The sequence below is a fragment of the Pseudomonas sp. H3_E04 genome, assembly GCF_054668915.1.
In genome coordinates, this window is the sequence record NZ_CP162797.1 from 1255035 (window position 1) to 1277420 (window position 22386).

General features: G+C 57.3%; 24 protein-coding genes. 14 read left to right on the top strand and 10 right to left on the bottom strand.

The window, feature by feature from the left end:
- Positions 1-107 precede the first annotated feature (107 nt).
- Positions 108-1736 carry a methyl-accepting chemotaxis protein gene (locus AB4N53_RS05725; RefSeq protein ID WP_460118906.1) on the top strand — a complete coding sequence of 543 codons (1629 nt, stop codon included), beginning with the start codon at positions 108-110 and terminating at the stop codon, positions 1734-1736.
- 37 nt (positions 1737-1773) lie between these two features.
- Here the strand turns inward: AB4N53_RS05725 and AB4N53_RS05730 are convergent, their stop codons facing one another.
- On the bottom strand, positions 1774-2355 hold the full coding sequence (locus AB4N53_RS05730) for a hypothetical protein (protein ID WP_460118908.1): 582 nt from the start codon (positions 2353-2355) through the stop codon (positions 1774-1776).
- Positions 2356-2684: 329 nt separating this feature from the next.
- Here AB4N53_RS05730 and AB4N53_RS05735 point away from each other — a divergent pair, with 329 nt between their 5' ends.
- The gene (locus AB4N53_RS05735; RefSeq protein ID WP_460118910.1) at positions 2685-3641 is read left to right on the top strand and encodes a fimbrial protein; all 957 of its coding nucleotides are present in this window, start codon (positions 2685-2687) and stop codon (positions 3639-3641) included.
- On the opposite strand, the gene AB4N53_RS05740 is transcribed toward AB4N53_RS05735, so the two are convergent.
- Positions 3636-3995, bottom strand: a complete 360-nt coding sequence (locus tag AB4N53_RS05740) for a response regulator (protein ID WP_064361715.1) — start codon at positions 3993-3995, stop codon at positions 3636-3638. The genes AB4N53_RS05735 and AB4N53_RS05740 overlap by 6 nt on opposite strands.
- 23 nt (positions 3996-4018) lie before the next feature.
- A complete protein-coding gene (locus AB4N53_RS05745; protein ID WP_460125349.1) occupies positions 4019-5458 on the bottom strand; it encodes an ATPase domain-containing protein in 1440 nt (479 codons plus the stop codon).
- A 313-nt stretch (positions 5459-5771) separates the two neighbouring features.
- Here AB4N53_RS05745 and pstS point away from each other — a divergent pair, with 313 nt between their 5' ends.
- The 6 genes from pstS (at position 5772) to AB4N53_RS05775 (ending at position 11024) form a co-directional block, all read left to right on the top strand.
- A complete protein-coding gene (gene pstS, locus AB4N53_RS05750; RefSeq protein ID WP_051600442.1) occupies positions 5772-6803 on the top strand; it encodes a phosphate ABC transporter substrate-binding protein PstS in 1032 nt (343 codons plus the stop codon).
- Positions 6804-6877: 74 nt separating this feature from the next.
- Positions 6878-7843 (top strand): phosphate ABC transporter permease subunit PstC, encoded by a 966-nt coding sequence (pstC, locus tag AB4N53_RS05755; RefSeq protein ID WP_024012838.1) that lies wholly within the window; start codon positions 6878-6880, stop codon positions 7841-7843.
- Positions 7843-8754 carry a phosphate ABC transporter permease PstA gene (gene pstA / locus AB4N53_RS05760; protein WP_016774590.1) on the top strand — a complete coding sequence of 304 codons (912 nt, stop codon included), beginning with the start codon at positions 7843-7845 and terminating at the stop codon, positions 8752-8754. The genes pstC and pstA overlap by 1 nt, the downstream gene beginning before the upstream one ends.
- 75 nt (positions 8755-8829) lie before the next feature.
- Positions 8830-9591 carry a phosphate ABC transporter ATP-binding protein PstB gene (gene pstB / locus AB4N53_RS05765; protein ID WP_016774591.1) on the top strand — a complete coding sequence of 254 codons (762 nt, stop codon included), beginning with the start codon at positions 8830-8832 and terminating at the stop codon, positions 9589-9591.
- Between the two features lie 93 nt (positions 9592-9684).
- Positions 9685-10386, top strand: a complete 702-nt coding sequence (locus tag AB4N53_RS05770) for a hypothetical protein (RefSeq protein WP_460118913.1) — start codon at positions 9685-9687, stop codon at positions 10384-10386.
- A complete protein-coding gene (locus AB4N53_RS05775) occupies positions 10383-11024 on the top strand; it encodes a hypothetical protein (protein WP_460118915.1) in 642 nt (213 codons plus the stop codon). The genes AB4N53_RS05770 and AB4N53_RS05775 overlap by 4 nt, the downstream gene beginning before the upstream one ends.
- A 36-nt stretch (positions 11025-11060) precedes the next feature.
- On the opposite strand, the gene AB4N53_RS05780 is transcribed toward AB4N53_RS05775, so the two are convergent.
- From AB4N53_RS05780 to AB4N53_RS05795, 4 genes are all read right to left on the bottom strand, one after another.
- Positions 11061-11453 (bottom strand): RidA family protein, encoded by a 393-nt coding sequence (locus AB4N53_RS05780; RefSeq protein WP_460118917.1) that lies wholly within the window; start codon positions 11451-11453, stop codon positions 11061-11063.
- Between the two features lie 231 nt (positions 11454-11684).
- The gene (locus tag AB4N53_RS05785) at positions 11685-12338 is read right to left on the bottom strand and encodes a hypothetical protein (protein ID WP_460118919.1); all 654 of its coding nucleotides are present in this window, start codon (positions 12336-12338) and stop codon (positions 11685-11687) included.
- Positions 12339-12403: 65 nt separating this feature from the next.
- Complete coding sequence (locus AB4N53_RS05790) at positions 12404-12715, bottom strand: chorismate mutase (RefSeq protein ID WP_460118921.1); 312 nt, start codon at positions 12713-12715, stop codon at positions 12404-12406.
- Positions 12716-12749: 34 nt separating this feature from the next.
- A complete protein-coding gene (locus tag AB4N53_RS05795) occupies positions 12750-13571 on the bottom strand; it encodes an NAD(P)-dependent oxidoreductase (protein ID WP_460118923.1) in 822 nt (273 codons plus the stop codon).
- Positions 13572-13719: 148 nt separating this feature from the next.
- Here AB4N53_RS05795 and AB4N53_RS05800 point away from each other — a divergent pair, with 148 nt between their 5' ends.
- Positions 13720-14580 (top strand): LysR family transcriptional regulator, encoded by an 861-nt coding sequence (locus tag AB4N53_RS05800; RefSeq protein WP_122704478.1) that lies wholly within the window; start codon positions 13720-13722, stop codon positions 14578-14580.
- Between the two features lies 1 nt (position 14581).
- Here AB4N53_RS05800 and AB4N53_RS05805 read toward each other — a convergent pair whose 3' ends face one another.
- Entirely contained in the window at positions 14582-16093 is a 1512-nt protein-coding gene (locus tag AB4N53_RS05805) for an MFS transporter (RefSeq protein ID WP_460118925.1), read from the bottom strand.
- 168 nt (positions 16094-16261) lie between these two features.
- Between AB4N53_RS05805 and AB4N53_RS05810 the strand changes: the two genes are divergently transcribed.
- On the top strand, positions 16262-17020 hold the full coding sequence (locus tag AB4N53_RS05810) for an SDR family oxidoreductase (protein ID WP_064361704.1): 759 nt from the start codon (positions 16262-16264) through the stop codon (positions 17018-17020).
- A gap of 79 nt (positions 17021-17099) precedes the next feature.
- The gene (locus tag AB4N53_RS05815) at positions 17100-17606 is read left to right on the top strand and encodes a nuclear transport factor 2 family protein (protein ID WP_116254814.1); all 507 of its coding nucleotides are present in this window, start codon (positions 17100-17102) and stop codon (positions 17604-17606) included.
- Here the strand turns inward: AB4N53_RS05815 and AB4N53_RS05820 are convergent.
- Positions 17578-18966, bottom strand: a complete 1389-nt coding sequence (locus tag AB4N53_RS05820) for a heavy metal sensor histidine kinase (RefSeq protein WP_460118928.1) — start codon at positions 18964-18966, stop codon at positions 17578-17580. The genes AB4N53_RS05815 and AB4N53_RS05820 overlap by 29 nt on opposite strands.
- The gene (locus AB4N53_RS05825; RefSeq protein ID WP_039760267.1) at positions 18939-19634 is read right to left on the bottom strand and encodes a heavy metal response regulator transcription factor; all 696 of its coding nucleotides are present in this window, start codon (positions 19632-19634) and stop codon (positions 18939-18941) included. Before AB4N53_RS05825 ends, AB4N53_RS05820 begins: the two co-directional genes overlap by 28 nt.
- A 215-nt stretch (positions 19635-19849) precedes the next feature.
- Between AB4N53_RS05825 and AB4N53_RS05830 the strand changes: the two genes are divergently transcribed.
- From AB4N53_RS05830 to AB4N53_RS05840, 3 genes are all read left to right on the top strand, one after another.
- Complete coding sequence (locus AB4N53_RS05830; RefSeq protein WP_042609816.1) at positions 19850-20458, top strand: hypothetical protein; 609 nt, start codon at positions 19850-19852, stop codon at positions 20456-20458.
- A 134-nt stretch (positions 20459-20592) separates the two neighbouring features.
- The gene (locus tag AB4N53_RS05835; protein ID WP_460145132.1) at positions 20593-21150 is read left to right on the top strand and encodes a cytochrome b/b6 domain-containing protein; all 558 of its coding nucleotides are present in this window, start codon (positions 20593-20595) and stop codon (positions 21148-21150) included.
- Positions 21147-21917: a molybdopterin-dependent oxidoreductase gene (locus AB4N53_RS05840; protein WP_460118929.1), complete on the top strand. Its 771-nt coding sequence runs from the start codon at positions 21147-21149 to the stop codon at positions 21915-21917. The genes AB4N53_RS05835 and AB4N53_RS05840 overlap by 4 nt, the downstream gene beginning before the upstream one ends.
- Positions 21918-22386 lie beyond the last annotated feature (469 nt).

Below are 22386 nucleotides of genomic sequence, written 5' to 3' on the forward strand. Positions count from 1 at the left end.
CCTTCCCGCGATGATCCACGCAGGCGCTGACGTGCTGCTGCCCGGCGCCTGCTTTGCTGCCCACTCGTTTGCCCCATTGTCTTGAATACACTCTAAGGTAAGGCATCATGCTGCTTCGTAAACTCAATCTCGCGCCGCGTTCGGCGCTGTGTTTTGGCTTGTTCTGTCTCATGATTATCGCGATCGGATTGATCGCCCTGCAGCAAGTCGATTTGCTCAACAAGGCAGAAACGTACGTCGAGACGACGATCGTGCCGAGTATCAAACTGCTCGGCCAACTGGACCGTGAGTTCGTCGAAATCAAAGGCAACAACGCCCGCTTGCGCAATCCCATCGAAACCCCCGAGCGCAAGGCGCAGGCCCTGATGGACATTCAGCAGTCCCGTCAGCTCATCAAGAAGCATCAGCGAGCGCTCATTGAGCTGCTGGCCACCGACGCTGGACGCGAGGCGTTCGAGGAATTTGCCAAAGCGCAAAAGGTCAATGATCTGGCGCAGGACCAGTACCTTCAAACCGTGGCGAACGGGCAGCTTGAAGCGGCCATTGCGTTGTCAAAGAATCAGATGCGTGCTGCCTCGGATGGCGTACAAGTCGCGCTCAAGAAGCTGATTGCACTCAACGAGATCGAAGCTTACGAAGCTGGCAAGCAGGCCGACAATGTCTACGAACACACGCTGTTGATTGTCAGTGTGTTCATTATCATTGCCATCGGTGCTTCTTTGGCTCTGGCCGTGTTGTATACCCGCAGCCTGACGGTACCCATTGCAGGCTCGCTAAGGGTGGCGGAATGCATCGCCGCCAATGATCTGAGCGAAACCATTGCGCTGGATGGCTCCGATGAGGCGGCGCAAATGCTGTCGTCATTGGCGGCGATGCAAACCAGTCTGCGCGATGCCCTGATCATGATCCGCGATTCGTCCACGCAGTTGGCGGAAACCTCGGAAGTCATGCACGGCGTCACGGAAGATATCTCGCGTATCACTCAGCGTCAGAGCCATGAAATCGAAATGGCCGCCACTGCCGTGACTGAAATGAGCGCAGCGGTGGAGCAGGTTGCAGACAATGCCGCATCGACCTCGCAACTGACGTCGGAATCCAGTGCCGCTGCCATTGCCGGTCGAACCCGGGTCAGTGAAACGGTCGCAGCAATCAATCTGATGGTCTCCAGTGTGCACAACACCTCGGCTGAGGTGCAGGCGCTATCGACCATGGCAAGCGATATCAGCAGCGTGCTGGACGTTATCCGAGAGGTTGCCGAACAAACCAATCTGCTTGCCTTGAACGCAGCGATCGAAGCGGCGCGGGCGGGGGAGGCGGGCCGTGGCTTTGCCGTGGTCGCGGACGAGGTCAGAGGGCTGGCCCAGCGTACGCAGAAATCGACCGAGGACATTGAATCGATGGTCAGCTCCATTCAGTCGGGCACCAGCCGTGCCGTGTCTTCAATGAGCCACACGCGGTCGCAGGCTGAAAGGACGCTCGAAATGGCCAATATCGCCGGCGAAGTGCTGACCGACATTACTGGCTCACTGGATCTCATCAACGAACGAAATCTGCTGATGGCGACCGCTGCCGAAGAGCAGGCTCAGGTTGCGCGGGAAGTGGATCGCAGCCTGATCAGCATTCGCGACCTGTCCTGTGAAACCGCAGAAGGATCGAAACAGACGGCTGTTGCATCGGCGGAGCTTTCGCAGCTAGCGGCGTCGCTGAACAGGTTGACCAAGGAATTCAAACTCTGATTGTGAGCGTAAAGCCCTGGTTGCCAGGGCTTTTTAATCAGTGCTTGATCGGTGAAGTGAGGTCTTGCGCATCCGGTTCATCATTTTGAGCTGGCGATGCGGTTTGTGCTGTCAGCTGTTCAATACAGGTGGCGAGTTGTCTTTCATAGCTTTCGAGCACCGCTTCGGCTTCAGCCTCACGCTCATCGCGTAAGCGGAAGAAATCGTCGCGACTGAGCTGGTCCGCGACGAGTCGAATATTTTGCTCGATGATTGCGCACAGTGAATCTTCATCCTCTAACGCGGCGCTGGTTTGGGCTGCGTGTTGACGGTTTTCAAGCTCGGCTTTAGCGGTCTCGGCAGCCTTCGCCTGTTCCTTGGCGCTAAGCAGGTCGGTTTCCAATGCCTGTTTTTGTTCTGCCAGGCGCTTCAGTTCTGCGCTCATCGACTGGATTGCATCGGCGCGTTGGGTGAGTTGGGCCTCCTGTTGTTGCACCACAGCCTTCAGTGGAAACAGTTCATTGAGTTGGTAGCCGGCGACCACAGTCATGGCGATCAGTGCCAGCGCAAGAATGGTCAGGCAGTAGATGGCGGCGTTGCTCTGGGGTTTTGAGCTATTGAGGGTATCGAGGACTCTCACGGAATCGTTTCTCCTATCAAGAGTAGACAGTGTAATAACGTCGATTCGCTGGGCCTTTAAGACGAGTCTTAAATTGTGCTCTATTTGCGTATGTCGATAACGGCTAACATTTGTTAAAGAATTCGCAGAAGGTTTCTTGTTTAAACCGACTATCTAAAGTTTCTTGTGGGTCCATGAGAATTGTCTTGTTTGCGAATAAATAAACTTTTTGCTCAAGCTCCTTTTTTTCATTATCGTCTGCTGCCGCTTTGGTGGCGTTACTGCTGATAGTTCACGCAATCGTCCGCCATTCAATTGTTTGCAAACACGGCGAGTTCAGAGAGATTGCTATGAAGTTTTCCCACGTTTTAATTGTCGGGTTTTTGTATTTACTGCCATTTAACGCAATGGCTGCAGTTTGCGAATTTTATCCCGACCATTCCAAGGGCAGTGTCAGGGTGGTTCTTCCAGCCACGATCTCGGTGCCTCGTGACACGCCCAACGGCACGGTTATCTATGAAAGCCCGATCGTGACCCTGGGCGCCATACCCAGCTCATTCAGGTGCTCTGCGGTACACAACGAAGGTGTACGCAATACTGTCGGCGTTACTCAGCCGGGCGCGGAGATTTTTCCTATCGGAAATACCGGAATCGGCTGGCAATGGGTCCGACCGCCATCGGGGAAAGCGTGGAAAGGCTTTCCAGGAACTACCGACACTGCTGGCGGTTGGGGTTGGAATGGTTCTGAGCACATCTTGCGTTTTGTAAAGACGGGAACTATTTCCGGCAGTGCGACGATACCCTCAGGCCAACTTGGGACCTTCGTCGCTGCAGAAATCGAGCCTCTAGCAATGAATACAAATGGCACGCGGATCGTCTCGCAGTCTTGTGAAACACCTGATGTGAAAGTGGATATGGGCAGCTACACCATGAGCGATTTTTTGCAGAACGGTGACTATGCGAAAGAAAAATACTTCTTTCTTGATATGAAAAACTGTCCTCCCGGAATCAATAACTTCAGGTACTCCTTTTCGCCCACTGCGGGCAGCCCTGCATGGAGCGCTGATACCGGCGTGGTACACCTCAACAGTAATTCCACTGCCAAAGGGCTGGCATTGCAAATGCGCTTCAGTGACCGGACGATACTCAAGCTGAACCAGAATTACATAATGAAAGCGCCAACATCGAGCGGCGGTAATGCATCCGTTTCCTTGCAAGCCCGCTTCGTGCGCATCGAGCCTTCCAATGCGCAAATGAAGCCGGGCGATGCCAATGCCGAAATTGCCTTTGTGGTCGAGTATCTATGAGCCCAACAGCTTCTTCACCTCAGCCACAATCACCGCAATATCAAAAGGCTTGGGCACCACGACATCAAAAAGATCCGAGCGCTGCATGCCGATATGCGCCTGCGCGCCACTCATCAGGATGATCGGCAGATGTTTGACGGAGGGCTGGGCACGCACGGCTTCGGCGAATTCGAGGCCGTCCATGACCGGCATCATGAAGTCAGTGATGACCAGGGCTGGACGTTCTCTTTCCAGCACTTCGAGAGCCTTCTTGCCATTGCTCGCGGTCACAGTCATGAAGCCCTCATCCTCAAGCGCAAAGCCAAGAATGTCAGCAATCAGATACTCGTCGTCGACTACCAGGATGGTGGTCATGTTATTTCAACCCGCTTGCAGACTTACGAAATTGAACCAGGCAATGACTCAGCTGTGACTGAAGGTTCATTTTTCAAAGCCTTTTCCAGGAACACATCTTGATCACGGACAACCACCTCGAACCGCGACGGGTTGTAGGAGCTATCACGTACCTTAAGAATGGAAAGCGTCCTGCGAAGTTCAGCGTGATTCTCAAAGAAACGCATGAGGATCAGGTTGTCGACAATACTGGACAGGTCAGAGTTCGGTGCGCTGACCTCGGAGCCGAACAAATCGCGCATTTCCCAAGAGGCAAACACCGTCACGCCTCTGGAGCGCAGTTCATTCATCAGCGCACTGAAAAAGTCGGTGATGCGTTCCGGGGTGGTTGAAACCCGCGTCATGCCGCTCAGGCTATCGATGAACAGGCGCTTGATGCCTTTCTCATCGACCAGGCTCAGCAGGCGCGCGCCGAGGCCGTCGAGCAAACCCTCCGTTGTTGGCTGCCAGGCAATGCTCAATGCACCGCTGTGTTCCATGTGTTCAATATCGATGCCCAGCGAATGGCCTTTCAGGCGCAGCCGCTGCGGGCTTTCATAAAAACCGAAATGCAGGCCCGGCTCTTGCGTTGTTGATTGCGCCAGAAACTTCAGACCCAGCGTGGTCTTGCCGATCCCGGAAGGCCCCATGACCAGCGTGACGCTGGAGCTGTGCAAGCCGCCACCGAAGATCTCGTCAAGAGAAGCAATTCCGCTTGGAATGCGCGTCATGTCCGCGCTGTCCGGGGCGGAAGGGCGCTTGTAGAGGCTTTCGAGACGCGGATAGACGACCAGGCCGTTATCGGTGATTTCGCACTCGTGAAGACCGGTCAGCGCGCTGCTGCCGCGGGTCTTGCGCAAATGAATGCGGCGCACCGAACGAGTGCCGAAGAGCTCTTCGCCCATTTCGATCACGCCGTCGACCATCGTGTGCTCGGGGCTGCCGTCGTCCAGGCGCGAGCTGGTCAGGAACAGCACGGTGCAGCCAGCGAACGCCGCATGGCCTTGCAGTTCGGAGATGAATTTTTTCGTGTCGATCGGCGAGTCGGCTTTGGAGCGTGCATTGAGCAGGCCGTCGACGACCATGACGGTCGCCTTCTGCCGAGTGATTTCGCGTCGCAGCAGCTTCACGACTTCATCGAGGCCTTCGTTTTCCAGCGTATCGAATGCGCTGACAAACTGAATTTCCGCGCCGACTCGCGAAGCGTCGAAAAAACTCATGGTCGACAGGAACTGGAACAGCCGGTCGTGGGACTCGGCCAGCAACGTGGCGACCAGCACACGGCCGCCGTTACGGGCATGGTGAAACCCGAGCTGGTTGGCAAGGATGGTTTTGCCGGAACCCGGGCGGCCTTGAATGATGTACGAAGCGCCGGCGACAAAGCCCCCCTGAAGCAGCGCGTCGAGCCCTTCGATCCCGCTTTGAAGGCGTTTTAGCTTTTCCACAATGCGACCCTGATCTGAATAAACAGGCTTGTTCAGCCGAATGAGTGAAATGCTAACGCCATTTCCGGTTGAGGGCCATAAAGGCTGGGGAAAAGTAGCGTTTTTGCAATGTGAACCTGGCGCGTGACTGCTCGGGATCAGGGGGTAGTGACAAGCCCGGCACAGGAAGATTCGATTTTTCGAAACCCGGAAGCCGATTACATCCATAGGCGCTGCTGCGGACCATGAGGGCAACGCTTGCCACTTTGCTTTCATGAAATCGTCACAAAACTGCTGCAGAGTTCGGGAGCCCGTAATCACTAGGTGTCATTTAATGAAAAGTTTAATGAAGTCTGCTGCGCTCGCCATTGCGGTATCTCTTTGTGCCACCTCGGCCTCCTTTGCAGCAGAAAATGTTCGCCTGACGGGGTCCGGAGCAAGTTTTCCGGCACCGATCTACCTGACCTGGTTCAAGGATTTCAGCAAGAAGTCCGATGGCGTCACTGTCGATTACCAATCCAAGGGCAGTGGCGCGGGCGTACAGGACTTCTTGAACAAAACCGTAGATTTCGCTGCCAGTGACTCGGCAATGAAAGACGAGGATATCGCCAAGGTCGCCGAAGGCGTGCAGTTGCTGCCAATGACCGCCGGGGAAATCGTGCTGGCCTATAACCTGCCGGGCAATCCCAAGGGCCTGAAGCTGCCACGCGACGTCTACTCCAACATTTTTCTGGGCAAGATCACGCGCTGGAACGATCCGCAGATCGTCGCAGCCAACCCGGACCTGAAACTCTCCGATACGCCAATCACCGTTGTCGTACGTGCAGATTCCAGCGGTACGACCGCGGTATTCACCAAGCATCTGGCAACCGTCAACGCCGAGTTCAAGCAGGCGTTGGGTGAGGGCAACACCGTCAACTGGCCGGCCAGTGACAAGTTCATCAAGTCGCCGAAAAACGATGGCGTAACGGCGACCGTGCGCCAGACCCCTGGAGCGATTGGTTACATCGAATATGGCTTCGCCAAGCTGGCCAAGGTCGACTTTGCCCAGTTGCAGAACAAGGCAGGCAATTACGTCGTGCCAAACGCCGAAAGCGGTGCCGAGGCCCTGGCGGCGGTGAAAATGCCGGAAAACCTGGTGGCCTGGCTGCCTGATCCGGACGGTGCCAAGTCCTATCCGATCACCTCTTATACCTGGATGATTTTCCGCAAGGACAATGGCAACCCGGCCAAGGCCAAGGCCATGCGTGAAATGGTCGAATACAGCCTGACCGAGGGGCAGAAGATTGCCGATTCGATGGGTTACATCCCGTTGCCGCAATCGGTCGTCGAACAGGTTCGCAAAGCGTCCGCCAACATTCAGTAACGCCGTGAGGTCTCTCTCGGCGTGTGCGTCTGCGCCACGCCGGGGGAGTTTTCCCCCTGTTCCGGACTTAGCCCATGAACAAACCTTTTGTCGTACCGGTTAATCCCGACTCTGCCTGCCAGCCACCCTCGACGAAGGATTTCCTGGTTGATCGCACCTTCCGCGCGCTGGCGCGCATCGGTGTGGTACTGATTCTGGCGCTGGTATTTGCACTGGTGTTCGAAGTCGGACGCAAGGCGCTTCCCGGTATGGAGAAGCACGGCTTCGATGTCCTTTTGGGCAGCGTGTGGGACGTCAACCAAGGCAAATACGGCATCCTGCCGGCCATCTGGGGCACGCTCTACAGCGCCTTCATCGCGTTGCTGATCGCCGGTGTTTTTGGCGTGAGCATGGCGATTTTCCTCACCCAGGATTTCCTGCCGACCAAGCTCGCTGCGCTGTTTCGTACCATCGTCGAACTGCTCGCGGCCATTCCCAGCGTGGTCTATGGCCTGTGGGGGATCTATGTGGTGATCCCGGCGATTCGGCCGCTGACGACCTGGTTGAACAGCGAACTGGGCTGGATACCCTTTTTCGGCACGTCCCTGAGCGGCCCAGGCTTGCTGCCCGCAGCGCTGGTACTGGCGATCATGATTCTGCCGACCATTGCCGCCGTGTCGCAGGACGCGCTGACGGCTGTGCCGATGAAAACCAAACAGGCCGCGTACGGCATGGGCACTACCCATTGGGAAGCGATTCTCAAAGTGATGGTGCCTTCGGCTGCCACCGGCATTTTCGGCTCGCTGGTGCTGGGCCTGGGGCGCGCGCTGGGTGAAACGATGGCGCTGGCCATGCTGGTCGGCAATGCCAACAACATTTCCCTCTCGCTGTTTGCACCGGCCAACACGCTTGCCGCTCTGCTGGCGCTGAACTTCCCCGAAGCCGGGCCGAACGAGATCGAGGTGTTGATGTATGCCGCCCTCGTGCTGATGTTGATTACGCTGATCGTGAACATTTTCGGCTCGATGATCATGATGTACGCCCAACGGGGTAACAAGTGATGACTGATCTGACCGCAGCAACAGACCTGACGGCGCCAACCGGTGCGATGCCCAGCTTGCAACGCAGGTTCGAAGGCCGCGCGCTGCGCAGCCTGATCCTGACCACCCTGGTCTGGGCAGGTGCTTTGCTGGCCAGCGTGCCGCTGATTTCCGTGCTCTACATGCTGATCACTCGTGGTGGCGCGCGCCTGAACCTGGAAGTCTTTACCGAACTGCCGCCGACTGGCTTCGAGATGGGCGGCGGTTTCGGCAATGCGATGGCAGGTACTTTCGTAATGGTCGGTATCGCGGCGGCGATCGCGGTGCCGGTCGGGATCATGGCGGCCATTTTCCTGGCTGAACTGGGGCCGGACAGCAAGCTGGGCAACGCCGCGCGTTTTGCCGCCAAGATGCTCACGGGCCTGCCGTCGATCCTGGCGGGGGTGTTTGCCTACGCTTTGGTAGTAATGACCACCGGCACCTATTCGGCACCGGCAGGTGGCGTGGCGCTCGCCGTCCTGATGCTGCCTATCGTGGTGCTGACCGCCGAAGAGTCGATGCGGATGGTGCCCAAGATCATGAAAGATGCTGCTTATGGCATGGGCTGCACCCGCTCGCAGGTCATCTGGAAAATCATCTTGCCGACCGGCATGCCGGCGATCCTGACTGGCGTGATGCTCGCCGTGGCGCGTGCCGCAGGCGAGACGGCACCGTTGTTGTTTACCGCGCTCTTCAGCAACTACTGGATCTACCACCAGGGCAATCTCGACGTCATGAACCCGACTGCCTCGCTGGCGGTGCTGATCTACAACTTCTCCGGCATGCCATTCGATAACCAGCTCGAGCTCGCATGGGCGGCCTCGTTGGTGCTGGTGATGATCGTGCTGTTCGTGAACATCATCAGCCGGATTTTCGGCAAGCCCAAGTATTAAGAACGGGAGCATCTGATTTTGAACGTATCCACTGCGCAAATAGCCGCTCCGTTTGTCACCCAGGCGCCTGTAGTCATGGACTGCAAACTGGACAAGATTTTCTACGGCAACTTCATGGCAGTACGTGACAGTCACGTGCCCATCGAGAAAAACAAGATCACCGGATTCATCGGTCCCTCAGGCTGCGGCAAAAGCACCGTGCTGCGCAGCCTCAACCGAATGAACGATCTGGTGAAGGGCTTTCGTTTCGAGGGCCATGTGCATTTCCTCGGGCAGGACGTCTACGGCAAGGGTGTCGATCCGGTGGTCGTACGCCGCTACATCGGCATGGTGTTTCAACAGCCCAACCCGTTCTCGATGAGCATCTTCGACAACGTGGCGTTTGGTCTTCGCCTCAATCGGTACAAGGGCGATATCGGCGACCGCGTCAAGCATGCGCTGCAAGGCGCCGCGCTGTGGGACGAAGTCAAGGACAAGCTCAAGGTCAGCGGCCTGTCGCTCTCCGGTGGCCAGCAACAACGCCTGTGTATCGCCCGGGCAATCGCCACTGAGCCGGAAGTCCTGCTGCTGGATGAGCCTTGTTCGGCACTGGACCCGATCGCCACCCGACGCGTCGAAGAATTGATGGTCGAGTTGAAGAAGGACTACACCATCGCACTGGTGACCCACAACATGCAGCAAGCCATCCGTGTTGCTGACACCACGGCGTTTTTCTCGGTGGATATTTCCCAGGGCACACGCACCGGCTATCTGGTCGAGATGGGCCCGACGGCGCAGATCTTCGACAACCCGCGTGAACAGATGACCGGCGATTACATCAGCGGCAAGTTCAGCTAAGTCACAGCACCGGTCACGGCCGCCTACCTGCACGAGCCAAATGGATTTGGCGGGCACCGGTGGACATTTACCAAGCGTTTCCAAGGAGCTCCAATGCCTGCCAAGCATCGTCTTGATTTGCCTGCGATTGAACGTGCACTGCGGGAAGTGCAGAGCCGTTTCGCCGAGCTCAGCCGACACTTCACCGAGGCCCGAGACCCGTTGACTGATGAAGTGCTGCACAACGTGCTTGAAGGCTATGCGTTGGTTGACGAATATGTTGCCCGCGGCGTTGACCTGTTCGATCTGCAGCAAGTGAACCTGATGCTGGAGATCAATGCCACGGTGCTTTGTGGCCGGGATCCGGCGCGCCGGCTGGAATACGCCCAGCATCTGGCAGCCACCGAGGCGCATTTCTTCAACAACGTCGAGGGCGGCATCAAGGACTTGTACAACTGGTATTGCGCGTATCGCAGTGAGTCAGTCTGGAAGCGTGCAGCGGGTGTCTATGTGCGCATTCTGAGCAAGCCGCAGCTGTTTATTGAAGGCAATAACCGCAGTGGCTCGCTGATTGTCAGCTACTTGCTCATGCGGGCAGGGCTGCCTCCATTCGTGTTGACCCTGGAAAACGCCGAGGGCTATTTCAACCCGTCCTCGGTCATCCGCAACTCCGCCAAGCATGGCGTCAAGGCGTTGTACGAATTGCCCAAGATCAAGAAAAAATATGCAGCATTTTTAGAAGATCAGGCGCCCGATCCAATGAAGTTCTTTCTCAAAGGCAAGCCTTTGCCTGTCTCTCAGGGTGGCCATCGATGAGCTGGGCTCCAGCATTTGCCAGACTGAAAACCTTCGGCAGCCGGGCAGGACAGGCTATCCGCTGCGCTTTGCCGCAGTTGTTCGAACGTCAGCGTATACGGATTTCGTTCGATATCGATGACACGCTCGCTTGCCAGCTCCACCACTGCGCAGTCGAGAGCAGTCGACTACCGGCCTGTATCCATCGCTGGTTGGGTGAGCCGTTGCGGATGGGCACACGATCGCTGATCCGAGAGCTACGTCGCCAGGATTGCAGTGTCTGGGTCTACACCTCATCCGGGCGTACGCCGTCCTATATCAGGCGCTGGTTGGCGCTGTACGGTATCCGCGTCGACGGCGTGGTCAACAGCGTGCTGCACAACCGTGCCCTGACGGCGCACGGGATGTCGAATGCGCCTTCCAAGTATCCGCCAGCATTCGACATCGACTTGCATGTCGATGATTCGGAGGGTGTGCAGATTGAAGGCAAGGATCATGGCTTCCGGGTAGTCGTGGTGCATCCCGAGGATGATCGCTGGGCGCAGAAAGTGCTGGATTCGGTGGCCAAGGTCCAGGCGCAGCTCGCTTGGCAGCAAATGCGCAGACCTCAGGCGCCGGTGCAACAGCGTGCGGAGGTTGTCTTTGAGTCGCTTGGCTGAGCGAGTACGCATTGGCTATCTGGACAGCAGCGCTTGTTATCGCTCTACGGCGACGCATTTGATCTCCACGAGAAGGCCAGGTCGAGCTAACTCACTGACACCAATGCAGGTCCACGTGCAAGTGCTTCTCGGAAAGACTTTATCCTTCACACGTCTGAAAATTGGCATGTGGCGGTGCATATCGACGTGATAAGTCGTCATTTCCACGACATCTTCAAATTTACAGCCACCTGCCTCCAAGACGACCCGGAGATTGTCCCATGCTGCTAAAAACTGCTGCTCAGGTTCTTCAATGACGGATAATTCCGGCGTCCTGCCTACCTGACCCGCGCAGTAGAGAGTTTTTCCGACCTTTACTGCTGGTGCATAACCAGCACGCTCGTAGATCAATCTCATGCCATCTGGAACAATTATCAGACGATCAGTCATGGTTGCGCAGCCCCAAGTTAGAACGGTTACGAAAGCTAACTCAGGGGCCAGAGCCGCGTCCACTCAGTTCACTTCTCATCTATTAATCAACCCACAGGTGCTTTTAGCCGCTGCTGAGTCTTTTTGAACTCATTACCTAATGTGGCTACCTCGATCGATGCAAAAGGCGCGAGCCGGGGGCGTTACTGATCAGAAGCATTTCGATGGTTGGTTCGCTACTAGGCTGGCTCGTCAGTTCGTGTCGTCATCACCTTGAAATATATCTGCGTAAAGTCGCGCGACTGTAGGGGTAAGGTTATGACCGGTAGGAATGAGAAAGTCGGCGTGTGGTGCGAGCCGTTTTACGTAGATGACTTCGTAAACCCTGCGCACGATTCCAGGTGCTGTTTCTTCCCGGTCCAGGCCAGGCATTATCCCTACCGCTTTGTAACCGGCTTGCTCCAGTGCTTGTTGCATATACGGCGTGCGGGTTGTTGCCATGCCATAGATCAGCCCCGCGCCCATGAACGTGCCGATTTTTTCTCCCAGGTCCTGGGCCGCAACGGCCAGTCTGGCTTGTCTGTGCGGTTTGGCCACCGCGCCGACCCGCCCGAAAATAACGTCAGCACCGTCAATTTTTTCCCACGTGGCGATAGCGACAATCTCATCGTTCTGGCGGACGACGGTAGCGAATATGCCTCGATCCGGATCGTCTTCGAGCACCACGTTGTCTGCGTAGTACTGCTGGTCCAGAAACGGGCTTGCCATCCCCACCGAAATGGAGGGAAACCATGTCCGGAAAAAATCTGTCGCGACATTGATCTCCTCACGTTTCAGGTAATCCCAACTGTAGCCATAGGGTAACTCGGTGAAGCTGCGAATTTGCTCGATCGTTGGCCATTTCATGCGGTTCTGCTCGTTTGTCTGATTGCTTCGATTAGTGGCGCCGGGGTCAGGCCCGAGGGGTAAAGTTATTGGGGTGTCGGGGCATGCCTGGCGGCGATCTGCCTGTGGCGCTCGACCACTTCGCCAATGACCAACTGCATCAGCCTCTGCACGATGGCCGTATCCAGCTCAGCCTCCTGAGCAAGTGCTGCCAGACGCTGGTATTGCTGCTGCTCTCTGGCCTCGTCTACCGCAGGCAACTGATATCGGGCTTTGAGCAATCCGACCTCATCGGTACAGCGAAACCGTTCCGCGAGCAGATGGATGAGCGCGGCGTCGATATTGTCGATGGTTTTCCTGAATGTTGAGAGTTGACGCGCGATGTCGGAGTTTTCCATGAATGACCTCGTGACAGGTGTTCGAAAGAGCTTCTCAATGATTCGTCTGCTGAGCGAAAACCGACCAGTCCTTGTCGCCATCCCCCCTGGCTACCGCCGACTTCATTTTCAATCGAACGGCATCCGCCGCTGGCAACTCCAGCCCTTTGAGGCGACCCGCATCGATCGCCAGATTCATATCCTTGAGGCCTAGCGACAGTTTGAATCCCGGTTCAAAATTGCTGCTGACGATGTTCTGCCCATAACGTTGATAACTGGGGCAGGCGAACAGGGTCTGGGTCATGAGCTTGATGAAAATCGAAGGGCTCAGTCCGTGGCGTTGAACGAGTCCGCTGGCTTCGCCCAGAGACTGGATGGCTTGGGTGATCATCATGTTGCCGGCGATTTTCGCGATACAGGCCTGTTCAGGTTGATCGCCCAGATACCAGGTTTTTTTCCCGAGCAGGTCGAGCAGCGGTTGGACGGTCGAGACAGCGGCCTGCGATCCGGCCGCCAGGATATTCAACTCGCCCTTGGCCGCCACGGCGGGCACGCCGAAAACCGGCGCCGCGATCAATGGCATGCCGACGGCTTCATGTTCTCGCTGCAACTCCAACATCAGCGAAGGCGACAAGGTCGACATCACGACATGCACGCAAGCTTTGTCTGCAGTTTCCAGAACAGCGCTGGAGAGCAGCACTTGCCTGACGGCGGCATCATCGGCCAGAAGAGTGATGACTACCTCTTGCTGGAACGCCGAGGCCGGCGTTTCGATAACGCTGATGCCTTCGAGATCCTTGAACGCCGCGTGACTGCGGTTCCATGCCGAGACGTGATGGCCAGCGCGGACGAGCAGTGGAATGATCGCTCTGCCCATGCTTCCCACTCCGATAAAACCAATCTTCATTTGCAGTCTCCGGTTGGTATTCGACGACGGTGAATGCAGACAAGTATGTCGGGCACGGGATTGCTACGGCACTGCCATTGCTGCACTCTCACTGTTCATTTTTGTACGGGGGCAGAGCATGGACTGGAGTGATGTGCGGGTCTTTCTCGCGATTGCCCGCAGCGGGTCATTGGGGGCTGCCGCCAAACTGTTGGGGGTCAGCCATCCGACCGTGGGGCGGCGCTTGCAGGTGCTGGAACAGTTCAGTGGCCAACCCGTTTTCCTGCGTACCAACCAAGGTCTCGTGTTGACCGACAGCGGGGAGAAGCTCCTCAGCCTCGCGCAGGAAATGGAGCAAAGTGCGTTGGCCATCGAAAGGCGCCTCGCGGGGGACAGCGCACAGCCCGAAGGTGTGCTGCGCATTTCCTGCGCTGACTGGTTCGCCTGTTATGTCCTGGCCCCGGTGCTGAGTGAACTGGGCCGGCGTTATCCATTGATCGTGCCCGAGGTCATTGCCGGGCATCGATTGTTTGATCTGGCTCGCCGCGACGCCGACATCGCGTTTCGAATCGTTCCGTTCACCGAACCCGATATCGTGCACCGCAAGCTGATCTCCCTGACTTACGGGTTATACGCAGCCGTTGGATCTGCTGACCCTGAGCCACAGGGCGCCGGGCTGGGTCTGATCACCATGAGTGTTGCCCAGTCTCATTATCCCGATGTGCAGTGGCTGCAGCAGCGTTACCCTCTGGCGCGTACCGTGTTTACCAGTAGCAGCCGCACAGTCCAGGCGCAAATGTGTGCGCAGGGGCAGGGCGTCGCGGTATTGCCCCGCGCTTTGGGCGACCAGTTGACGGCGCTGCGTCTGATCGATTCAGATGAACCGCCACCAGGCCGCGACATTTGGATGGGCTACCACCAGGACATGCGCCAGATGGACAGTCTGCGCGCGCTTGCCGACCTGGCCTCCGTCATGATTGGCACTCAGGCAGGCGGTTGATTCACTCTGCCGGCTGCATGGCCGCCGTTTGCAGCTCTGCAGCAGATTGGCGCGCCAGACTCAGGCTCAGTCCTGCGCCTACGGCCAGACAGGCAGCGATGCACAGTATGGCGACGGTGAAGGCGTGGGTGATGGCCGCCGCGTCCGTGTCCTTGCCCAGAAGCGTGTAAAAAATGCCACCGATGATCGCCACGCTCAGTGCCGTGCTGATTTGCAGGGTGGAACTGGTGATGCCCGCAATCATGCCGGAATACGCCGGTGCCACGCGTCCAGTGATCATGCGCATCAATGTCGGAAGGGCAAGTCCTTGTCCGAAGCCGATCAGAAAGAGAATCACGGCAAGGGACAGCGCAGTGGGCGTGACGGCCGTCGGTGTGTGCGCCACGAGCCAGGCCAATAGCACGAACCCCAGCACTTCGAGTGCCATTCCGAAGGGATTCACATAAGACCCCAGCAAACGCCGGAATAGATGGGTGGCGAGCGGCCCCAGCAAGAAACCAGCGCCGAATGGCAGAAAGACCAGACCTGCACTGAGCGGGCTCGTATGCAGCGCTCCCTGTAAATAGATGGAAAACAGCAGGAAGAACACGCCGATCGCGTAAAAAGTCAGCGCCACCAGCAATGCCCGGCCCAGCCCGGGCGCACGCAGTGCAGCAGGGTTCAGCAACGGCGCGCCTTGCGCTTGATACAAGCGGGCTTCGTAGCGCCAGAACAGCCAGGCCAGCAGTGGCACCGCCGCCAGCGACAGCCAGGCCCACCACGGCCAGCCCGCTTCACGTCCCTCGATCAGTGGAACGATCAGCGCCGCAAGCGTCACCATCGACAACAGCGTTCCACCCAGATCCAGCTTGCTGGTCTGGGGTGCGCGGGTTTCCTTGACCACGGGGATGGCGATCAGAATGACCAGCAACGCAATCGGTAGATTCACCAGAAATATCGACCGCCAGCCCAGGTTCATCAGGTTGAGCGAGATCAGAATCCCGCCAAGTGCCTGGCCGACTACCGACGCCAAACCAAACACCGCACCGTACAGGCTCAACGCCAAGGGTTTTTCCGACTCAGGGAATATCGCCTGCACTGAAGCGAGTGCCTGCGGCGCCATGACAGCGGCCGTCACGCCTTGCAGCGAGCGTCCGGCGATCAACACCCAGGGTGACTCGGCGACACCGCAGATCAGTGAGGCGACGGCAAAGCCAATCAGGCCAACGAAGAACATTCTCATGCGGCCAAAGATGTCGCCAAGCCTTCCGCCGGTGATCAGTGTCACGGCATACAGCGCCGCGTAAGAAGAGATGATCAACTGTTCGGCAGAGGAGGCCGTGCCCAGCGATTGCTGAATCGAAGGCAGCGCTACGTTCACGATGAAGAAATCCAGCGGCGGCAAGAATGCACCGACCAACAGGATGGCGAACATCAGCCAGCGCCGCTGTTCCGGAAGGGCTACTATTTTCTCAGGCATAAGGTCTCCTTTCTGAAACCCTTCGGCTCCAGAATATTTTCGATTGCGAGTCATGCTTTGAATAAGCTGAGTTCAATCTAAACGATCAAACCCTGGCTGACGCCTCACATAAATGAACGTCCAATGTTCATTTATGGCAGTGCCGCTGCGCCCCTGCCTCCTCGCAAAATGGCCGCACTGTGGTTCCAGTCGAGCCACACAACCGAAATCGAGGAGTCAGTTATGTCAGGTAAATTCGCTGATCAGGTCGCAGTCGTCACCGGCGCGTCCACCGGGATCGGATTTGCGATTGCACAGGGTTTGATTGCCGAGGGCGCCAGGCGCGTTTACATCACCGGGCGTTCTGCAGCCACGCTGGAGGCTGCGGTGGCCAAGCTTGGCGACAGGGCGGTCGCGGTCATTTCCGATGTCGCGCGCCAGGTTGATCTGGACGAGCTCAAGGCGACGATTGAGGCGCACGACGATCAACTGGACTCAGTGTTTGCCAATGCGGGTATTTGTGAAAAGAACCCGCTGGGCGAGACCACCGAGGCCGCCTATTTCAACATGTTCGACATCAACGTAAAGGGAGTCTTTTTTACTGTACAGACGTTGATGCCATTGTTGAAAAATGGCGCTTCGATCGTACTGACGGCCTCTATCTGTTCCAGCAATGGCATGGAAGGACTGAGCCTCTACAACGCCTCCAAAGCCGCGGTACGTTCCTTTGCCAGGACGTGGGCCAACGAACTCAAAGGTCGCAAGATCAGAGCGAATGTCCTGAGCCCTGGCTTCACCCGCACACCGCTGATGGATAACGGCTTGAAGATGAGCGAAAGCGACGTCGCCGCGCTGCGTCAGCACGTCGAGCAGATCACGCCATTGGGGTACATGGCCGAGCCTGAGGAAATCGCCTCGTCGGCGCTGTTTCTTGCGTCTGCCGATGCGAAATATGTCAACGGTGTGGAGTTGATGGTCGACGGCGGCCTGTCGCAGATCTGACCACGTGCTCAACCGTAGCGCAGCCCTCGCGCAGGGCTGCCTTCCTCGCTTATGCGCAGCCCCTGCAGGAAACCTCATCATGAACAATGAACAACTGACAGCCCGACTGGACGCCCTGGAAAGTCGCGCCGCCATCGAGTCGCTGATCAGCGCCTACGCCAATGCTTTCGACCGCATCGACGCCTCGCTTCTTAGCTCAATCTGGCACGAAGAGTCGACACTGGATCTACCGGGTTTTGGCCAGGCTGGAAACCGTGACGAAATCCTGGCGATGGCGCAAAACAGCTGGCGCCAGATGCCCCATATGCACCACTGGATGGCCAACCCGCTGATTGAAATCGAGGGTGACAGCGCAGTGGGCACGGTAGCTGCGGATTGCCTGTTTCATGACATTGAAAAAGGCCCGGTGCAAGTCAGCGGTCTTTACCACGACAGGTTTGAACGGCGGGACGGAAAGTGGGCGTTCCTGTCACGTCGTTTTGAACTGCACTTCCTGACGCCGTTAAAAGATTGGGTACCCGCAGCGGGCGAAGAACAGTTTGCAGCGGTCGAGCAGCTCAAGGGAACGACAGCGAAAAACGAATAGTCCCGGCCCTTGGCTGTTCGACACCCACGTGGCCGCCATGCAGTTGCATGATGGCCACGACAATGGCGAGGCCAAGCCCGTAGGAGTCGGAATTCTGGTGCCGAGACGCATCGCCACGGTAAAAGCGGTCGAAGAGTTTGCCCAGGGTTTCGTCGCCCAGCACCGGCCCTTGGTTCTCCACTTCAATCCGGGCACCTCCGTGGGTTTCCAATACCCGTATCAGAATCTCGGTGCCCTCGTAAGCGTAGCGAACAGCGTTCGCCACCAGGTTGCTCAACGCTCTGCGCAGCAGCAAGGGGTCAGCGAGCACGATACCATCGCCCGTTATTTGGAAGCTCATTCGCCGCTCTTCAGCCAAGCCCTCAAAATACTCAGCGATGCGCTGTGATTCGTCATGCAGCGACAGTTGCTGGCGCTCCACTACGGCTTGCGCTTCATCGGCGCGCGCCAGAAACAGAATGCTTTCGACGATGCGCGAGATCCGTTCGAGTTCTTCAAGGTTCGAAGCGATCAGCGCTTGATATTCGTCCTCGCTACGGCGTTGGCGTAGGGCAACCTGACAATGTCCCATCAACGACCCGACCGGCGTGCGGATTTCATGGGCAAGGTCGGCGGAAAATTGCGTCAGTCGCTGATAACCCTGAGCAAGACGATCAAGCATCGCGTTATAGGCGTCACTCAGCTGTTGCAATTCAACCGGCGTATCGGCGCTGTCCATGCGGCTGTGCAGACGCTCAGGCGTTATGGCTGCGGCATGGGCGGCCATTTTGCGCAGCGGACGCAGCCCGCGACGCAATGACAGATAACCCAGCAACGCGGTTGCCAGAAAGGCAAGGGCCACGGCCAGGTAGATGCGCTCGCGATACGCTGCAAGCATCGCCATTTCCTTGCCCATAAGGTGTGCGGCCGTCAGTCGGACTACACGGCCACCCGACGTCGTGACTACGGAGGCGGCGCGCAGCCTTGTTCCCGAGTCGGTCACGCCGCTGCGCAGATCACTGACGCTCAGCTTTGTGTCCTGGCCGATCACCGGCAGTTCAGGCAACGTGACGTTGAGTGGATTGACCTGGATGACCGGTGGCTGCCCCGGCTCTTCAATGATGAAGATGTCGTCTTCGCTGTCGAGCATGTTCTTGAAAATCTGCGGGCTGTCGCGCAGCTTTTCGATGGCGAGTTCGTAATGCAGGAGCTTGCGAAAATGCTCCAGACGGCCCATCACCGCGTGATCGCTGTAGATCAATACCGAGGCTTTCATCGTCTGATACAGATAGAAGCCCGCGCCGGCCACGGCCAGCATCGCGACCATGGCAAACGCCACGGTCGATCGCAGCGTCAGCGAGGGTTGGCGTCGGGACCGCATGGCCTCACCTCGCAGACATAGCCGATACCGCGAATGGTATGGATCAGCTTGATCGGGTAGGGCTGGTCGACCTTGTTGCGCAGGCGCTTGACAGCGACGTCCACCACGTTGGTATCGCTGTCGAAATTCATGTCCCAGACTTCCGAAGCGATTTGTGTCCTTGACAACACATCGCCGGCTCGACGCAGAAACAGATGGAGCAGGGCGAACTCCTTGTTGGTCAGCACGATCACCTGTTGTTGGCGGGTCACGCGGCGCCGGACCAGATCCAGTTCGAGATCGGCAAGGTGGAAATGGTCGGCTTCGCGCACGACACCGCGGCGCAGAATAGTGCGGATGCGCAACAGCAGTTCGGTAAACGAAAAAGGTTTGATCAGGTAATCATCGGCGCCCAGTTCCAGACCGCGAATGCGGTCTTGCAACTGGTCGCGCGCGGTAAGGAACAGCACGGGTACGTCTTGTCTGGCGCGCAACAGCTCGATGATCTGAAACCCGTCAATCCCGGGCAACATCACGTCCAGCACGATCAGGTCATAGGTCGTATGCAAGGCCATGTGCAGGCCGTCGGCGCCATGCTGGGTCCAGTCGACGTTGTAACCGGACTCACCGAGCCCCTTTTTCAGGTACTCACCTGTTTTGGTGTCATCTTCGATCAGCAGGATATGCATCGTCAGGCGCGCTCGGGTTTCTTCATGACGGGATTCAGTCCGCGACATCGGTATCTCGGCTGTGCAGTGTAACGGGATGAGCGGGCGCAGTCGGTTACATTTCTGTCATTCATGGTCAGGGTTGGCGAATGACAAAAATGTCATTCGACGGTCATCGTGACGTCCCGGTCTGCGGTTGAGGATGGCGACACATCAACCCATGAGGAATCGTCGCCATGCAACTCAAAAACGCCCTGTCTACCACGTTCGGTTTGGTGATGCTCAGCGCTGCCGTCATTGCCACCGCCGCCGACATGCCGGTCATCAAACCACTGCGCGGTACGGTGGAAAGCGTCAGCAACAACACGCTGACCTTCACTGTCCGCTCTGGCGCCCAGCAGACGATCGGACTGACTGACAAGACCGGTATCAGCCGGGTATCGAAGGCCAATATCGACTCGATCAAATCCGACAGCTTCATCGGCTCGGCGGCCATCCCGCAGGCCAACGGAACCTTGAAGGCGCTTGAGGTCACGGTATTCGATGCCAGGCTCAAGGGCAGCGGCGAAGGTCATTACGGTTGGCAGAACGCAGACGGTAGCACTGGCACCATGACCAACGGCACCGTGGGCAAACTGTCCAAAACCGACGGCCGCACGTTGACCGTCAACTACCAGGGCGGCGAGAAACAAATCGTCGTGCCGGATGACGTGCCTATCGCCTACGTCGAGCCAGGCAAAGCCGATGAGCTGGTTAAAGGAACGAAAATCGTCGTGTTCCCCGCTGCAGATGGCACCGCACGCGGCATTGCAGTCGGCAAGGATGGCTTCCAGCCACCGATGTAATCATCTGAGAAAGCTTGAGCGTTGCCGTCTGGCAACGCTCCGCTAAACGGAAGGCTTGCAAGGGGAAACACGTGAGACAGAAAAAGCTGCATCCCTGGCCGGTTCGCCTCACCCACTGGCTCAACGCTGCCTGCATGGTCTGCATGTTCATGAGCGGCTGGGCCATTTACAACGCCTCGCCACTGTTCGGCTTCAGATTTGCGGCGGCGCTGACCGTGGGCGGATGGCTGGGCGGGGCGCTGGCCTGGCACTTCGCATTCATGTGGCTGCTGCTGATCAACGGCGCAATCTATGTGCTGTACGGGTTGGCCAGTCGCCATTTCAAACGTGAACTGCTGCCCATCGGCATTGCCGCATTGAAGCATGATCTGACCGATGCCTTGCGCTTTCGGCTGGTGCATGAAAAGGGTGTCTATAACGCAGTACAGCGCCTGATGTACTGGATCGTGCTGGCGGCAGGTGTACTGATCGTGATCTCGGGTGTAGCGATCTGGAAACCGGTTCAACTTCAAGAGCTGGTCGAGTTACTGGGCGGCTATGACGTTGCTCGTTACGTACATTTTGCGGCCATGGCGATGATTGCAGCGTTTGTGGTGATTCACCTGGTCTTGGTGATTCTGGTACCAAAAACCCTGTTGCCAATGATCACGGGTGGAGTGCGGACGCCTGATAACGAGAAAAATGGGTCATGACTGAATTTACAAAAATAATGCGTCAGCGCGTCAGGATTGAACCTGCGCAACAGCTTGAACTGGAAAACATTCAGCGCCGGAATTTTCTTCGGGCCGGCCTCACGGTGGGCGCGATGTCGATGCTGACCGGTTGCAACCTGCAGGACGGCGATCAGGTCGACAAAGTGCTTTGGGCCATGTCGCGTTGGAACGACCGGGTCCAGGCGTGGCTGTTCAGTGGACGGAAACTGGCGCCGACCTTCGCCCGCGCGCAGATCACAAAGCCGTTTCCGTTCAACGCTTTCTATGGTCAGGACGATATCCCTGAAGTAGACCTGACCAGTTACTCGCTCGCCGTCTCCGGCCGGATCAGGGACAAGGCGCCGTGGACACTCGAAAGCTTGCGCAAGCTACCGCAACGCAGCGATATCACTCGGCTGATCTGTGTTGAGGGCTGGAGCGCGATCGGGCAATGGGGAGGTGTACCGCTGAAAACCTTCCTGGAAAACATCGGCGCCGACACCACAGCGAAATTTGTCGGTTTCAAATGTGCCGATCGTTACTACTCCAGTCTGGACATGCCGACTGCCTTGCACCCGCAGACGCTGTTGGCACTGGATTACGCTAACGTGGCGCTGCCGCCCGAGTACGGCTATCCGCTGAGGGTTCGGGTCCCCACCAAACTGGGCTTCAAAAACCCCAAGCATGTTGTCGAGATTTTCGTCAGCAACGACAACCCGGGCGGGTATTGGGAAGACCAGGGCTACAACTGGTTCAGCGGGATCTGATGAAGCAAAGAACGGAACTGTCACGCCAGGAACACTGGCGAGATTTATGACACCAAGCGTGATATGAGGCATGCCGATGACCGGTATTTCTGCAGTACCGCCAGCACCATCCGTCTTGCCGACATCAGAACCCAGGATGCGGGCAACTGGTGATGGAGCAGATTTCCAATCTCTCTTGCAGGCTCAGTCCAGTCCACCTTTACAACAGTCGGATAAAGCTCGCACTCGGATGCTCTTTGATAATCTTGCCGCATGTACCTTCAATGGCGAAAAAAGGGCTATCTGCTTTGATGTTATCGGCACAGGGGGACTGAATGCGTTCGCCATTGCAGTGGCTCTCTCGCCGCTAACCGTCACCTGGGTACCGACCGAGATTGTTCGAGCGCCACTGCGTTCGCCTGGAATACGGACTTTTCGCCGTCGCAATCCCTCTTCAGCCGAGAGCTCCTTCGTCAACCGGTCAAATTCG